Source organism: Streptomyces sp. NPDC102451, from assembly GCF_044765485.1.
GTDB lineage: Bacteria > Actinomycetota > Actinomycetes > Streptomycetales > Streptomycetaceae > Streptomyces.
In genome coordinates, this window is record NZ_JBIWKD010000022.1 from 67,280 (window position 1) to 82,087 (window position 14,808).

12 protein-coding genes and 4 tRNA genes are annotated in these 14,808 nt (G+C 70.6%); 9 read left to right on the forward strand and 7 right to left on the reverse strand.

Annotation, left to right across the window (positions count from 1 at the left end):
* Window positions 1–18 precede the first annotated feature (18 nt).
* Together ACIRD8_RS33155 and bldC are read left to right on the forward strand one after the other, a co-directional pair.
* On the forward strand, window positions 19–861 hold the full coding sequence (locus ACIRD8_RS33155) for a hypothetical protein (protein ID WP_403999957.1): 843 nt from the start codon (window positions 19–21) through the stop codon (window positions 859–861).
* Window positions 862–1,522: 661 nt separating this feature from the next.
* Window positions 1,523–1,729 carry a developmental transcriptional regulator BldC gene (bldC, locus tag ACIRD8_RS33160; protein WP_003949541.1) on the forward strand — a complete coding sequence of 69 codons (207 nt, stop codon included), beginning with the start codon at window positions 1,523–1,525 and terminating at the stop codon, window positions 1,727–1,729.
* Between the two features lie 480 nt (window positions 1,730–2,209).
* Here the strand turns inward: bldC and ACIRD8_RS33165 are convergent, their stop codons facing one another.
* From ACIRD8_RS33165 to hrpA, 3 genes are all read right to left on the reverse strand, one after another.
* A complete protein-coding gene (locus ACIRD8_RS33165; protein WP_403999960.1) occupies window positions 2,210–2,548 on the reverse strand; it encodes a DUF6274 family protein in 339 nt (112 codons plus the stop codon).
* Between the two features lie 142 nt (window positions 2,549–2,690).
* Window positions 2,691–2,765, reverse strand: a tRNA-Asp gene (locus ACIRD8_RS33170).
* A gap of 115 nt (window positions 2,766–2,880) precedes the next feature.
* A complete protein-coding gene (gene hrpA / locus ACIRD8_RS33175; protein ID WP_403999963.1) occupies window positions 2,881–6,813 on the reverse strand; it encodes an ATP-dependent RNA helicase HrpA in 3,933 nt (1,310 codons plus the stop codon).
* Between the two features lie 178 nt (window positions 6,814–6,991).
* Between hrpA and ACIRD8_RS33180 the strand changes: the two genes are divergently transcribed.
* Both ACIRD8_RS33180 and ACIRD8_RS33185 read left to right on the forward strand, forming a co-directional pair.
* Entirely contained in the window at window positions 6,992–7,792 is an 801-nt protein-coding gene (locus ACIRD8_RS33180; RefSeq protein WP_403999966.1) for a DsbA family protein, read from the forward strand.
* Entirely contained in the window at window positions 7,789–8,616 is an 828-nt protein-coding gene (locus ACIRD8_RS33185; RefSeq protein WP_403999969.1) for a cytochrome c biogenesis CcdA family protein, read from the forward strand. Before ACIRD8_RS33180 ends, ACIRD8_RS33185 begins: the two co-directional genes overlap by 4 nt.
* Window positions 8,617–8,661: 45 nt before the next feature.
* Here the strand turns inward: ACIRD8_RS33185 and ACIRD8_RS33190 are convergent.
* The 4 genes from ACIRD8_RS33190 to ACIRD8_RS33205 form a co-directional block, all read right to left on the reverse strand.
* Window positions 8,662–8,738: transfer RNA gene (locus ACIRD8_RS33190), tRNA-Phe, on the reverse strand.
* Between the two features lie 22 nt (window positions 8,739–8,760).
* A tRNA-Asp gene (locus tag ACIRD8_RS33195) sits at window positions 8,761–8,835 on the reverse strand.
* A 39-nt stretch (window positions 8,836–8,874) separates the two neighbouring features.
* A tRNA-Glu gene (locus ACIRD8_RS33200) sits at window positions 8,875–8,947 on the reverse strand.
* An 80-nt stretch (window positions 8,948–9,027) separates the two neighbouring features.
* Window positions 9,028–10,563 (reverse strand): metallophosphoesterase, encoded by a 1,536-nt coding sequence (locus tag ACIRD8_RS33205; protein WP_403999972.1) that lies wholly within the window; start codon window positions 10,561–10,563, stop codon window positions 9,028–9,030.
* A 123-nt stretch (window positions 10,564–10,686) separates the two neighbouring features.
* On the opposite strand from ACIRD8_RS33205, the gene ACIRD8_RS33210 reads away from it, so the two are divergent.
* The 5 genes from ACIRD8_RS33210 to ACIRD8_RS33230 form a co-directional block, all read left to right on the forward strand.
* Window positions 10,687–11,040, forward strand: a complete 354-nt coding sequence (locus ACIRD8_RS33210) for a metallopeptidase family protein (RefSeq protein ID WP_382988044.1) — start codon at window positions 10,687–10,689, stop codon at window positions 11,038–11,040.
* Window positions 11,037–11,534 carry a fluoride efflux transporter FluC gene (locus ACIRD8_RS33215; RefSeq protein ID WP_403999976.1) on the forward strand — a complete coding sequence of 166 codons (498 nt, stop codon included), beginning with the start codon at window positions 11,037–11,039 and terminating at the stop codon, window positions 11,532–11,534. Before ACIRD8_RS33210 ends, ACIRD8_RS33215 begins: the two co-directional genes overlap by 4 nt.
* Entirely contained in the window at window positions 11,531–11,914 is a 384-nt protein-coding gene (locus tag ACIRD8_RS33220) for a fluoride efflux transporter FluC (RefSeq protein WP_403999979.1), read from the forward strand. Before ACIRD8_RS33215 ends, ACIRD8_RS33220 begins: the two co-directional genes overlap by 4 nt.
* A 116-nt stretch (window positions 11,915–12,030) precedes the next feature.
* The gene (locus ACIRD8_RS33225) at window positions 12,031–12,588 is read left to right on the forward strand and encodes a hypothetical protein (protein ID WP_403999983.1); all 558 of its coding nucleotides are present in this window, start codon (window positions 12,031–12,033) and stop codon (window positions 12,586–12,588) included.
* A gap of 240 nt (window positions 12,589–12,828) precedes the next feature.
* Window positions 12,829–14,808: DEAD/DEAH box helicase (locus tag ACIRD8_RS33230; protein WP_403999986.1), on the forward strand; the 1,980-nt coding region annotated here is incomplete at its 3' end.

A 14,808-nucleotide genomic window follows, 5' to 3' on the forward strand; every position in this document is an offset into this window, starting at 1 on the left:
CGTGACACGATTTACCGCATGTCGGTGGTGTCTTCGGTGCTCATCCCTTACGCGTCCTACCTGCGGGTGTACGAGCCGCTCGCCGCCTTCCGTGAGCCCGAGCGGGGCCACTGGACGCGCTATGCGCAGCGCTCGGTGCTGCCCACGGCGCAGGACGAACTCCGGCGCTCGCTGGCGGACCTGGTCCCCACCCCTCCGGTGGCGGTCCCGGTGCACGAGAGCGGGGACGCCTTCGTCGCCCTGGTCGACGGGGTGGTCTGCGTCTGCCCGTGGCGGACCCGGATGCGGGGCTGGATGGCGATGAGCGAACTGGGGGGTCTGTTTCCGGCCACGGTGCTGGACGCGGTGCTGCCCCCGGTGGTGCGGGGTCAGGCGGCGGCGGACTACGAGCGGTGGGCGGAGCGGAACCCGGACGCCCGTCCCTGGATCCGGACCACGGTGTGGCACGTGCCGGTGCGCTGGTTCGTGCTCTTCGACGACGAGGAGCGGGAGTACGTGACCGCCGGCACCGCCGGGGACCGGCTGCTGCGCTACCGGACCCCGATGGTGCAGGCGCGCCGCCGGCTGGCGAGGGCGCTGCGGACGCTGCGCGAGACCGTCGACGAAGGCCCGCTGACCGAGGGCCTCGTGGAGGTGGGGCGCTGGCTGGAGGAGTTCCACCCGCGCGCGATGGTCGAGCTGGACTACGGCGGCCTCGTCCACGCCCTGAGCGGCGAGCAGCTCGCCGCGGACCGGTCGGCCGCGGACGTGGCCGAGGGCATCGCGGCTCTGCGCGCCGGGGACAGCGACGCGGCGGGTGTCGCGTACGGACGTCTGGCCGACCGCTGGCGTACGGTGCGTGACCTACAATCCTCCAACTAGCCCGAAGCGGTGTGAATGGGAACGCACCGCCGCATAGAGGCGCTATCCGCAGGGAAGAGACATCCTGTGAGGTGTCCGACATCCGTGGGCACCGAGGGAGCCCGGCGGAGGTGAACGGGGATGTCCTGAGGGGAACTGACGGGCTGTGAACCGGCGCCTGGTGTGACGCGTGCGACAGGTGGGGCGGGAGACCGCCTACCAGGGCCCGGGACCTACGTCCCGAACCGGGCCTTTGCCTCAAGCGTGACGGATAGCACTAACGGGGCCCTTGCGCCCTTCCCTACTCCTCATGCCAAAATAGGACAAGGAGTCCGGGGAGGACTCTGTCCGCCCAACTATGGGTGGAATGCTCAGCATTGCACGCTATGGGGGGTCTGACGACTTCTGACGACTCCTGATTGTCCTGTGACTGATCGTTACTGGGGCGTGACTGTCCGCTATGGCATGGTCCATCGGCTTCCGTCGCTGATGAACACCTGGGAGGGCAATTCCATCGGTTTGGCCGACGTGGCTGGACGGATGGTGTAGTTGTAGTGCCGAAGACAAGCCGTTCGTCCTATAACCGACTCGGCCCGCGTCCGCCATTTCGGGCAACGCGGGTCAAGGTGCAGAATTTAGAGGAAAGAACCGAGATGGTTCGGTTCTCCCGAGGAGGCCGCTCATGACCGCTCGCACCCCTGATGCCGAGCCGCTGCTGACCCCGGCTGAGGTTGCCACGATGTTCCGCGTGGACCCGAAGACGGTCACCCGTTGGGCAAAGGCTGGCAAGCTCACGTCCATCCGCACGCTCGGTGGGCATCGCCGGTACCGCGAGGCAGAGGTCCGCGCACTGCTTGCGGGTATTCCGCAGCAGCGCAGCGAGGCCTGACACACCCCTGTCGCCGCAGCCACAACAGGACGCTCAAGGGTCCCCCAACCCTAGGTGTCCGCACTCATAGCTCCATACGACGGGTGCCCGCCCCAACGGGTGCCATGCCTGTCACATCTGGGTACGTCGTCAGATCGCGCTGGACTCCGCCGGGTCCAGCGCGATCTTTTTTGTGCCCGAACGGTCCCGGCCTCCGCCCGAACCTGCCGACGGGTCGGTTTGCGGGCGGCCCCGTGCGACTGTGGGCGGGCCTGTTCGGGACTGTTCGCCCGGGTCCCGGGCGTCGTGGGCCGGCTCGGGCGGAACGGTCCGGGATGTACTTCCAGGGGGAGTGCAATTGCACATATTAAATTCGCCAGTTGTAGGAAGTGCGTAAAGTACCCCCTGCGAAAAACTGATTCGGTGACTCCCGTCACACCGGCGTGGTCTTGCCAACTACGAGCTTGCCACTGTGTGAGGGCGTCCTGCTGCGGTAGTTGGTCATGTCGCGGAAGGACTTCCGTCACCGGGGAGGGGCTCGCGGTCGTGTGTGCGGCGGTCCGTCCCGGCCGTGTCGCCCTCGGCCGCCGGCGCCTCGGGGGCGTCGGACCTCCCGGAGGCCCCGGAGGCGGCTTCAGGAGGCGGCGGCGGCTCGGCCGCGCGGTCTGCTGCCCGCTCGGTCCTGTGCGGCCCCTGTGGGGCCGTCAGGGGCTCCATGGCCAGCCGTAGGAGGCGGTGGCAGATCGGACAGTGCCGGGTGAGGTGGCGGTAGCCGGAGGCGGCCGCCAGATGGGCGCGCAGCAGCGCGCGGGTCTCGTGCCTTTCCGTGGGCGCAGACATGCGTGCGGCCTCCCGGTGGACCCGGCCGCCCCACGTCGAGGGAGAGAGGGGCGGACTCCGTCCTACGGAGTTACCCGCGGCGGGCATCGGCGTCAAGACGCACGGAAGCCCGGATCCAGAGGATCCGGGCTTCCGTCTACTGCGGTCCTGACGGGATTTGAACCCGCGGCCTCCACCTTGACAGGGTGGCGAGCACTCCAAACTGCTCCACAGGACCAGGTTTTCGCTTCCGGCCTTGCGGCCTGCTGCGAAGACAGACTGTACAGGAGGTCAGAGGGCCAGGTCGAACTCACTCACCGTACGGACGCCGCTACGGCTCCGAGGGGGCCCGTTCACGGTGCGGCGGCGTCGATCGCCTTCACGATCCGCTTGTCGGAGACGGGCTGTGCGGTGCCCAGAGCGTGCGCGAAGTAGCTCACCCGCAGCTCCTCGATCATCCAGCGGATGTCCAGGACCTCCTGCGGCACGGGCCGTCCCTGCGGCAGCTGTTCGAGCAGCCAGGCGTACTCGTCCTGCATCTCGTGGACCTTCTCCATGCGCGTGGTGTCGCGCTGGACGTTCGTCGGCATCTGCTGCAGCCGGCGGTCCTCGGCGACCAGGTAGCGCATCAGGTCGGGCAGCCTGCGCAGCCCGGTCGCGGTGACGAAGCCGGGCGGCATCAGGCGCGCCAGGTGGTCCCGTACGTCCGTGACGTTGTTGATCAGGACCAGGCTGTTCGTCGACTTCAGCCGGCGCTCGCAGGCCTGCCAGGCGGCCAGGATCTGCTGCACCTGGCCGATCGTGCGGACGGTGAGGTCCACGAGGTCGGCGCGCACCTTGTCGTACAGCCTCCGGAACGACGCCTCGTCCCAGGCGGGGCCGCCGTGCGCGGCGATCAGCCGGTCGGCCGCCGCCGTCGCGCAGTCGTCGAAGAGCGCCTGGATGGAGCCGTGCGGATTGCGCGACAGCGCCAGCTTCTGCTGGTTGGTGAGCTTGTCCGAGGCGAACTTCGCCGGGTTCACCGGGATGTTCAGCAGGATCAGCTTCCGGGTGCCGCGCCACATCGCCTGCTGTTGCTCGGCCTCCGTGTCGAAGAGCCGTACGGCGACGGTCGCGCCCTGGTCGACCAGCGCCGGGTACGCCTTCACCGGCTGGCCGGCCCGACGCGTCTCGAAGATCTTGTCCAGGGTGCCGATCGTCCAGTCCGTGAGGCCCGAGCGCTCGATGGACTCGCCCGAGGGTCCCGCGGTGGCCGCGGCGGCCTTGGAGAGCGCCTGGCGGGCCTTGGGGCGCAGCTGGATCTTCAGCGCCTCCAGGTCCTTGTCCTCGGCGACCTTGCGGCGCCGCTCGTCGGTGATCCGGAAGGTGATCTTCAGGTGGTCCGGGATCCGGGACAGGTCGAAGTCGTCCGCGGTGACCGGGACGCCGACCATCCGCTGGAGCTCACGGGCGAGCGTGAGCGGCAGCGGCTCCTGGAGCGGCACCGCGCGGTCCAGGAACTTCGTCGCGTAGTTCGGGGCGGGGACGTAGTGCCGGCGGATCGGCTTGGGCAGTGAGCGGATCAGCTCCGTCACCACTTCCTCGCGCAGGCCGGGGATCTGCCAGTCGAAGCCCTCGGAGGTGACCTGGTTGAGCACCTGGAGCGGGATGTGGACGGTCACACCGTCGGCGTCCGCGCCCGGCTCGAACTGGTAGGTCACCCGGAATTTGAGCTTCCCCTGCCGCCAGGAGTCCGGGTAGTCGTCCTTGGTGACGGCCCCGGCCTTCTCGTTGATGAGCATCGAGCGCTCGAAGTCGAGCGCGTCGGGCTCGTCACGCCGCTTGTGCTTCCACCAGGAGTCGAAGTGCGCGCCGGAGACGATGTGCTCCGGGATCCGCTGATCGTAGAAGTCGAAGAGCGTCTCGTCGTCCACGAGGATGTCGCGGCGCCGGGCGCGGTGCTCCAACTCCTCGACCTCGCCGAGGAGTTTGCGATTGTCATGGAAGAACTGGTGATGGGTGCGCCAGTCCCCCTCGACCAGGGCGTTGCGGATGAACAGATCGCGCGACGCCTCCTGGTCGATACGGCCGAAATTGATCTTGCGCTGGGCGACGATCGGTACTCCGTAGAGCGTGACCCGCTCGTACGCCATCACCGCCGCCTGGTCCTTCTCCCAGTGCGGCTCGCTGTAGGTGCGCTTCAGCAGGTGCTGGGCGAGCGGCTCGATCCACTCCGGCTCGACCTTCGCGTTGACCCGCGCCCACAGCCGGGACGTCTCGACCAGCTCCGCCGACATCACGAAGCGCGGCTGCTTCTTGAAGAGCGCGGAACCCGGGAAGATCGCGAACTTGGCGCTGCGGGCGCCCACGTACTCGTTCTTCTCCGTGTCCTTCAGCCCGATGTGCGACAGCAGGCCGGCCAGCAGCGAGGTGTGGACCGCCTGTTCCGGGATGCCCTCGTCGCCCTTGGGCTCCTCGACGGTGATGCCCATCTGCTTGGCCACCGTGCGCAGCTGCGCGTAGATGTCCTGCCACTCGCGGATCCGCAGGAAGTTCAGATACTCCTGCTTGCACATCCGGCGGAAGCTGGAGGAGCCGCGCTCCTTCTGCTGCTCCCGGATGTAGCGCCACAGATTCAGGAACGCCAGGAAGTCGGACGTCTCGTCCTTGAAGCGGGCGTGGTTCTGGTCGGCCTGGGTCTGCTTCTCCGAGGGCCGCTCGCGCGGGTCCTGGATGGAGAGCGCCGCCGCGATGACCATGACCTCGCGGGCGCAGCCGTTCTTGTCGGCCTCCAGGACCATGCGGGCCAGGCGCGGGTCCACCGGCAGCTGGGAGAGCTTCCGGCCCAGCGGGGTGAGGCGCTTCTTCGGATCCTTCTCCGCGGGGTCCAGCGCGCCGAGCTCCTGGAGCAGCTGGACGCCGTCACGGATGTTGCGGTGGTCCGGCGGGTCGATGAAGGGGAACTTCTCGATGTCGCCGAGGCCGGCCGCGGTCATCTGCAGGATGACGGAGGCGAGGTTGGTCCGCAGGATCTCGGGGTCGGTGAACTCCGGGCGCGTGACGAAGTCGTCCTCGGAGTACAGCCGGATGCAGATGCCGTCCGACGTACGGCCGCAGCGGCCCTTGCGCTGGTTGGCGCTGGCCTGCGAGATCCGCTCGATCGGGAGGCGCTGGACCTTGGTGCGGTGGCTGTAGCGGGAGATGCGGGCGTTGCCCGGGTCGATCACGTACTTGATGCCGGGGACGGTCAGCGAGGTCTCGGCGACGTTCGTCGCCAGAACGATCCTGCGCCCCGTATGACGCTGGAACACCCGGTGCTGCTCGGCATGCGAGAGGCGGGCGTAGAGGGGGAGCACCTCGGTGTGTCTGAGGTTGCGTTTGTTCAGGGCGTCCGCGGTGTCGCGGATCTCCCGCTCCCCGGAGAGGAAGACCAGGACGTCGCCGGGGGCCTCGTGGTCCAGCTCGTCGACGGCGTCGCAGATCGCGGTGATCTGATCGCGGTCGGAGTCGTCGGAATCGTCTTCGAGGAGGGGACGGTAGCGCACCTCCACCGGATACGTCCGCCCGCTGACCTCCACGATCGGCGCCTCGCCGAAGTGCTTGGCGAAGCGCTCCGGGTCGATGGTCGCCGAGGTGATGACGACCTTCAGATCGGGGCGCTTGGGCAGCAGCCGGGCCAGATAGCCCAGCAGGAAGTCGATGTTCAGCGACCGCTCGTGGGCCTCGTCGATGATGATCGTGTCGTAGGCCAGGAGCTCACGGTCCGTCTGGATCTCGGCCAGCAGGATGCCGTCCGTCATCAGCTTCACGAACGTCGCGTCCGGGTTCACCTGGTCGGTGAAGCGCACCTTCCAGCCGACCGCCTCGCCGAGCGGAGTCTTCAGCTCGTCCGCGACGCGCTCGGCGACCGTACGCGCCGCGATCCTGCGGGGCTGGGTATGCCCGATCATGCCCCGGACGCCGCGCCCCAGCTCCATGCAGATCTTGGGGATCTGCGTGGTCTTGCCCGACCCGGTCTCACCGGCGACGATCACGACCTGGTGGTCGCGTATCGCCTCCAGGATCTCGTCCTTCTTCTGACTGACCGGGAGCTGCTCCGGGTACGACAGAGCGGGCATTCGCGCGGCGCGCCCTGCGAGCCGCTCGGCTGCCTTTCCGGCCTCGGCGGAGATCTCGTCCAGCACGGACTGGCGGGCCTCGGGCTTGTGGATGCGGCGGGCACCCTCGAGGCGGCGGCCGAGCCTGTGCGCGTCGCGGAGCGAGAGCTGTCCGAGCTGGGACTGGAGATCGGCGAAGGAAGTAGACATACGGACCCCAGGATCTCACCCGGGAACGAGGACTGGCGAACCTATTTCGTCCGGGCCGCGTCACACCGCTCCCGGGGCGGCTCCGCGACGGCATCGGTGACCGAGCGGAAGGGAAGCGTCACAGGACGTACCATTTCGGGCAACTGATCACCTGTTCCCCGTGCAAGGCGGCCCACCCATGCCCACACCCGACCGCCGCCCCTCGTCCCCCGCGCAGAACCCGTCCCCCACGAAGAAGCGGTCCTCCGCGCGGAAGCCTTTGCTCTTCGGCCTCGTCGTCGCGCTTGCCGCCGGGCTGCTCGGCCTCGTCTCCTACCGGGCGACCGCCCCGGACGAACCCGCCTCCGACACCCCGGCCGCCGCCACCACCGGTGGTCCTGACCCGGATGTCCGGCGGGAGCTGGCGGAGCTCGCCCGGCGCGACGCCGGCGACAAGCTGGCACAGGGCCGCACCGACGCCCCCGTCGTCCTCATCGAGTACGCCGACTTCCAGTGCGGCTACTGCGGGAAGTTCGCCCGGGACACCGAGCCCGAACTGATCAAGAGGTACGTCGAGGACGGCACCCTGCGCATCGAGTGGCGCAACTTCCCGATCTTCGGCGAGGCCTCCGAGGCGGCTGCCCGCGCCTCCTGGGCGGCCGGCCGGCAGGACCGCTTCTGGGCCTTCCACCGGGCCGCCTACGCCGAGGGCGCCAAGGAGAAGGGCTTCGGCAAGGCCCACCTCAGGGCCCTCGCCCAGCAGGCCGACGTGAAGGACCTCGACCGGTTCGCCCGCGACACCGACAGCGCGGCGGCCACCGCAGCGGTCCGCGAGGACCGGGAACAGGCCTACGGGATCGGCGCCACGTCCACCCCCTCCTTCCTCATCAACGGCCTCCCTGTGGCCGGAGCCCAGCCCACGGCCGTCTTCACCCAGGCCATCGAGGACGCCGCGGCGGAGGAAGCGAACGTCGGAAGCGCCGGGGACCCCGCCAAGTGAGCCCGGATGTCGGTTACTTCGCGGCGCTGCTCGGAGGACTGCTGGCCCTCGTCAGCCCCTGCAGCGCGCTGCTGCTCCCGGCCTTCTTCGCGTACTCCGTCGACTCCGCCTCACGGCTCCTGGCGCGTACGGGCATCTTCTACGCCGGACTCGCCACCACGCTCGTGCCGCTCGGCGCCGCGGGCTCGTACGCCGGACGGCTCTTCCACGGGCACCGTGACGCCCTCGTCCTGGGCGCGGGCTGGCTGATCATCGGGCTCGGCCTCGCCCAGATCCTCGGGCTCGGCTTCGCCTCCCGGCGGGTCGCCGCGCTCAGTGGCCGGATCCGGCCCACGACCGCCCTCTCCGTCTACGCCCTGGGCACGGTCTACGGGCTGGCGGGCTTCTGCGCGGGCCCCGTCCTGGGCGGCGTCCTCACGGTGGCGGCCGTCAGCGGCAGCCCCCTCTACGGCGGACTGCTGCTCGCCGTGTACGCGCTGGGCATGGCCGTTCCGCTGTTCGTGCTCGCCCTGCTCTGGGAACGCTTCGACCTCGGCCGCCGGGCCTGGCTGCGCGGCAGGACGCTGCGGGCCGGCCGCTTCGAGCTGCACAGCACCTCGCTGCTCTCCGGCCTCCTCTTCATCGGGCTCGGCGCGCTCTTCCTCGTGTACGACGGGACGACCGCGCTGCCCGGACCCCTGGACGTGGACGAGTCGTTCGCCGTCGAGCAGTGGGCCCAGCGCCTCGGCGGGCGGGTGCCGGACGCGGTGGCGCTGACCGCCGTGGTGGCCGTGGTGGCGCTCGGGGTGACCGTGCAGGCCGTACGGCGGCGGCGGGACGACTGAAGGCGGGCACGACGAAGGCCCCGTCCGGTGGACGGGGCCTTCGGGTGGTGGCTGGGGCCGGGATCGAACCGGCGACCTATCGCTTTTCAGGCGATCGCTCGTACCAACTGAGCTACCCAGCCACGCAGCTCATACGGGCTGCAGCGGTCCTGACGGGATTTGAACCCGCGGCCTCCACCTTGACAGGGTGGCGAGCACTCCAAACTGCTCCACAGGACCAAGCTAATGTGCGAGACAAGTCTCGCACACCGTAAAGCGTGCCCCCAACGGGATTCGAACCCGTGCTACCGCCTTGAAAGGGCGGCGTCCTGGGCCACTAGACGATGAGGGCTAAGGGCCCACCTGCGCGCTTTCCAGCGCGTCGGGGACGTCAGAAGCATATGGGATGCGGGGAGGTATCGCCAAAACGGTTTATGGAAGGGGCGTCGAGACGCTCGGGGAAGGGGCCGGGCTCTTCAGGTTCTCCTCCGGTAGATGGCGGCTGACCTCGGCCGTCGTCAGGCCGAGGCCCCCGAGGGTGATCTCGTCCCAGGCCTGGAGGTGCCGGGTGGGCCGGTCCAGATAGAGCACCGAGGCGCGCACCTTCTCGGGCTTCTCGTTCTGCACGGCACGCAGTCCGCCACCGCCCGTGGAGCCCTCGACCTTCAGCCGCGTACCCAGGGGCAGCAGTTCGTTGACCCGGTGGTGCACATGGCCGGCCAGGACCAGCGGAACCGTTCCGTCCGTCTCCCGCGCCGCGTTCGGGTCGTGCGCCACCGCGATGTCCACCGGGGTGCCCGCCCGCTTCTGGTCGCGCAGCGCCGAGGCGAGCCGCATGCCCGCCAGCTGCTCGGAGGCCTTGCCGCCGGTGGGACGGGTGCGGTCCGGGGTGAACTGCGGGTCCCCGGTGCCGGCGATCCGCAGCCCCGCCACGCTCACCGCGTCGCCCTCGTCCAGGACGTGCGCGTTCCTGGTCTTCTCCAGATGGGCCTGGGTCTCCTTGGAGTCGTGGTTGCCCCGTACCCACACATAGGGCGCGCCGAGGTTGCTGATGGGGTCCAGGAAGCCGTTCTCCGCGGTGGTGCCGTGGTCCATCGTGTCGCCGGAGTCGATGATCACGTCGATCTCGTACTGCTCGACGAGCGAGGCGATGATGTGCCAGGCGGCGGGGTTGAGGTGGATGTCGGAGACGTGCAGGACCCGGATGGTCCCCGGGTCCGGCTGGTAGACGGGGAGCGTCGACGTGGCGTCGTACAGCTTGGTGACGTTGGTGACGAGCCGGGCCAGTTCCTGCTGGTAGACGTCGAATTCGGTGACGATCGAGCGGGCGTCGCCGACGACCGAGGGGGCGCTGGAGAGCAGCCCGGAGAACTTCGGCTCCAGGACGGACTTCGGGTTCCAGGTGGCGTACGCGCTGACGCCCGAGGCGGCCAGCAACGCCAGGGCGAGGCCCCCGGCGGCCAGGGCGCGGCGCGGGCGCCGGTAGACGACCAGGCCGAGGGCGGTGGCGCCGGAGACCACGGCCACGCAGGAGCGGACGGCCAGCTCCCGGGTGCCGGAGGCGACGTCGTCGGTGACCTCGTCCTGGAGGCCCGAGAGGCGTTCGGGGTGCTTGACCAGGGCCTGGGAGCGCTCCGGGTCGAGCTGGTCGACGTCCACGTCGAGGCGGACCGGGGCGTGGTGGGAGTCCAGTTCCAGGGCGCCGAGCGGTGACACGTTGATCTTGGTGCCGCCGCTCAGCGAGGGCCGCAGGGTCATGGTGGTGTCCATGGGCCCCACCGGCGTACGCACACTGCCGACGACCAGGAGCCCGAGCCAGGCGCCCAGCACCACCACGGCCAACAGGCCGAACGCGCGTTTCCAGGGGTGCGCGGCGGTGACGAGCCCGTCGGCGGGGGCGGTGGCGCGCGGGCGGGAGCGGTGGAGGCGGCGGACACGGACGGCTGCGGCGTGGAACGGGCGTGCCATTGGGCGCGTATGCCCCGATCGGGCGGCGGACATGCGGACGGACCGGGACGCGTGGGCCGGGCGGGTGGCCGCGGGGCGGGTGCGGCCCGCCCGTTCCGGTCCGGTGTACGTGACAATGGCGGGGTGCTGGAGATGACGCGCGAGGAGTTCGAAGAGCTGGTGAGCCTGGCTCTTGACCGGGTTCCGCCGGAGCTGATGCGGCTGATGGACAACGTCGCGGTGTTCGTGGAGGAGGAGCCGGAGGACGCGGAGGACCGTGAGCTGCTCGGCCTCTACGAGGGCACCCCGCTCACCGAGCGCGGTGAGTGGTACGCGGGCGTGCTGCCGGACCGGATCACCATCTACCGGGGACCGACGCTGCGGATGTGCGAGACCCGCGAGGACGTGGTCGCCGAGACCGAGATCACCGTGGTCCACGAGATCGCCCACCACTTCGGCATCGACGACGAGCGGCTGCACGAGCTGGGGTACGGGTGAGCACCCAGAGCCCTCCGCCCGGCCGGCCGGTCGTCGACCCGGACGTCGACCTCTCCGTACCCGCACAGCGAGCCGAGACGGAGGGCCCGGAGAAGTGGCGGGTCCTGGCGGTGATCGCGGTGGGCGGCGCGGCCGGGGCCACGGCGCGCTACGCGGCGTCCCTCGCCCGGCCCGCCGCCGCCGACGGCTTCCCCTGGGCGGTCTTCGTCGTCAACGTCACGGGCTGCGCCCTGATCGGCGTGCTGATGGTGCTGACCGTCGAGCGGGGGAGGATCACGCATCCGCTGGTGCGGCCGTTCCTGGGGGTCGGGGTGCTCGGCGGGTTCACCACGTTCTCGACGTACGCCGCCGACGTGTCCGGGCTGCTGGTCCGTCAGGAGGTGGCGACGGCGATGGCGTACGCGGCGGCCACCGCCGTGACGGCGCTCGGCGCGGTGTGGGGGGCGGCCGTGCTCACCCGGAGGCTGGCGGACCGGCGGGGGTGGCGGGCGTGAACTGGCTGCTGGTCGTCCTCGGCGGCGCCGTCGGGGCGCCGCTGCGCTATCTGACGGACCGTGCGGTGCAGGAGCGGCACGGCGCGGGGACGCCGTACGTCTTCCCGTGGGGGACCTTCACGGTGAACGCGGCGGGCAGCCTGCTGCTCGGGGTGCTCACGGGAGCCGCGGTGTCCACGCCCGTGTACGCACTGCTGGGCACGGGCCTGTGCGGGGCGCTGACGACGTATTCGACGTTCTCCTACGAGACCCTGCGGCTGGCCGAGACGGGCCGCGGCTTCCTGGCCGGGGCCAATCTGCTGGCTTCCCTGCTGGTGGGGCTCGGGGCGGTGTTCCTGGGGGCGGAGCTGGCGGGGGGCTTCGGGGGTCCCGGCGTGTGAGCCGGCCGGCCGGTGTGTGTGCGGGTGTTGTGTCCGGGCGTGTCCCCGGCAGGGGCAGGGGAGTTGGACACATCGCTCCCTCCCGCCGTCCCTCTCCTCCCCGGAGGTGCCACCCCGTGCGCCACTTGTCCGCCCGCGTCCGCTGGGCAGCCGTCACCGCGCTGACGATCGCCGCGTCCACAGGCTGTGTGAGCGTCGGCGACGACGCCGGGAAGCCGGCTCCTTCGCGTTCCGCCGGCGAGAAGGGTGCGCCGGCCCGGCCGGACGGCACCACCGTGTCCGGGAGCGGCCGGTCGGGCTCCGGCGGCGGCCGTGCCGAGGCGCAGTCCGACCGGGGCACCGCCCGTGAGCCGGACGCCGAGGCGCCGGGCCGTCCCCCGTCGGCCGGTCCGGGGGATCCACGCCCGGCGCCGGGCGTCCCCGGCACCCCGGAACCGACCCTGGGCGGTCCTCTGCCCACCCCAGGGCCCAGCGATCCCGGCCCGGGGGAGCCGCCGCCGCCTCCGGTCACCCCCGAGGAGCCTCCGCCCTCGCCCGAGCCGGAGCCCTCGGTGCCGCCGGAGCCGCCCGCTCCCTCGCCGGCCGCGCAGTCCCGCACGGATGCGATGGGGGCTCCCGGGAGGTTCGAGGTGTGGTCCGCTCCGGGGGTGTCACCGCAGGTCACGCCGGTGTGAGCGGGGTCGGTGACCGACCCGGTTTGCATGATGGGGGGGAGGGTGCGTATGGTAGTAGATCGTTTGATCCTATGCCCGGCGCCGACACAGAAGAGCGCCGTGTGGCGCGTACTCTCCCTTGCCGTGGCTGGACCGCATTGAGGCGGTCGAAATTGCGAAAACACGGAGTTACGGGCGCGTGCCGAGACTCCGGAAGGTTTCGCATTTCGCATGTCAATTTCCAGTTCTGACAACACCGTCATGTCCGAGAACGACGTCGAGAGCATCGAGGTCGTGGAGGCCGCCGAGGCCGTCGTCGCCCAGGCCCCCGAGGCCGCCGACGAGACCCCCGCCGCGGACTCCTCCGCCGTGGACTCCTCCGACGAGGCCACCGCCGCGTCCGACGAGGACGCCGAGCCGGGCATCACCTTCGGCTCGCTCGGACTGCCCGAGGGCATCGTCCGTAAGCTCGCGCAGAACGGCGTGACGGCGCCCTTCCCGATCCAGGCCGCGACCATCCCGGACGCCCTGGCCGGCAAGGACATCCTGGGCCGTGGCCGTACCGGCTCCGGCAAGACCCTCTCCTTCGGTCTGCCCACTCTGGCCGCCCTGGCCGGCGGGCACACCGAGAAGAAGAAGCCCCGCGCGATCATCCTCACGCCTACCCGTGAGCTCGCGATGCAGGTCGCGGACGCGCTGCAGCCCTACGGCGACGTGCTCGGCCTGAAGATGAAGGTCGTCTGCGGCGGTACGTCGATGGGCAACCAGATCTACGCCTTGGAGCGCGGTGTCGACGTCCTCGTCGCCACCCCGGGCCGGCTGCGCGACATCATCAACCGCGGCGCCTGCTCCCTGGAGAACGTCCAGGTCGCCGTCCTCGATGAGGCCGACCAGATGTCGGACCTGGGCTTCCTGCCCGAGGTCACCGAGCTGCTCGACCAGATCCCCGGCGGCGGCCAGCGCATGCTCTTCTCCGCCACCATGGAGAACGAGATCGGCACGCTGGTCAAGCGCTACCTGAGCAACCCGGTCACCCACGAGGTCGACTCCGCCCAGGGCAACGTCTCGACCATGTCGCACCACGTCCTCGTCGTGAAGCCGAAGGACAAGGCGCCCGTCACGGCCGCGATCGCCGCCCGTAAGGGCCGCACGATCATCTTCGTCCGCACCCAGCTGGGCGCCGACCGCATCGCCGAGCAGCTCATCGAGTCCGGTGTGAAGGCCGACGCGCTGCACGGCGGCATGACCCAGGGCGCCCGTACGCGGGTCCTGGAGGACTTCAAGAAGGGCTATGTCAACGCCCTCGTCGCCACCGACGTCGCCGCCCGCGGCATCCACGTCGACGGCATCGACCTCGTCCTCAACGTGGACCCGGCCGGCGACCACAAGGACTACCTGCACCGCTCGGGCCGTACCGCCCGTGCCGGCAAGTCCGGTGTCGTCGTCTCGCTGGCGCTTCCGCACCAGCGCCGCCAGATCTTCCGCCTGATGGAGGACGCGGGCGTCGACGCCTCGCGCCACATCGTGCAGGGTGCGGGCGTCTTCGAGCCCGAGGTCGCCGAGATCACCGGTGCCCGTTCGCTGACCGAGGTCCAGGCCGACTCCGCGAACAACGCGGCCAAGCAGGCCGAGCGCGAGGCCGCCGACCTCACCAAGCAGCTGGAGCGCGTCCAGCGCCGTGCCGTCGAGCTGCGCGAGGAGGCCGACCGCCTGGTCGCCCGTGCCGCCCGCGAGCGGGGCGACGACCCCGAGGCCGCGGTGGCCGAGGTCGCCGCCGAGGCCGAGGCCGCGCTCATCGCAGCGGTGTCCGTCCCGGAGCAGCCGGCCGCGCGCGACGACCGTCGTGACGACCGGGGCAACTTCAGCCGCCGTGACGACCGCGGCGGTGACCGTGGTGGCGACCGCGGGGGTTACCGCGGTGGCAACGACCGTGTCGGCGAGCGCAGTGGCCGTCCCTCCGGTGGCTCCGGCTACCGGGGCAGCAACGACCGCCCGTCCTTCCGCGGCAGCAGCGACCGCCCGTCCGGTGGTTTCCGCTCCGGTGGCGGTGACCGTCGGGACGACCGTGGTGGCCGTTCCTTCGAGCGTCGTGACAACGACCGTCCGGCGTTCAACCGCGACCGTCGTGACGAGCGCCCGTCGGGCGGTTTCCGCTCCGGTGGCGGTGACCGTCGGGACGACCGTGGTGGCCGTTCCTTCGAGCGTCGTGACAACGACCGTCCGGCGTTCAACCGCGACCGG

Coding starts and splice junctions, on each gene's coding strand:
- ACIRD8_RS33155 (WP_403999957.1), top strand. CDS start 19: ATGTCGGTGGTGTCTTCGGTGCTCATCCCTTACGCGTCCTACCTGCGG.
- ACIRD8_RS33180 (WP_403999966.1), top strand. CDS start 6,992: ATGCCCACACCCGACCGCCGCCCCTCGTCCCCCGCGCAGAACCCGTCC.
- ACIRD8_RS33205 (WP_403999972.1), bottom strand. CDS start 10,563: ATGGCACGCCCGTTCCACGCCGCAGCCGTCCGTGTCCGCCGCCTCCAC.
- ACIRD8_RS33165 (WP_403999960.1), bottom strand. CDS start 2,548: ATGTCTGCGCCCACGGAAAGGCACGAGACCCGCGCGCTGCTGCGCGCC.
- hrpA (WP_403999963.1), bottom strand. CDS start 6,813: ATGTCTACTTCCTTCGCCGATCTCCAGTCCCAGCTCGGACAGCTCTCG.
- bldC (WP_003949541.1), top strand. CDS start 1,523: ATGACCGCTCGCACCCCTGATGCCGAGCCGCTGCTGACCCCGGCTGAG.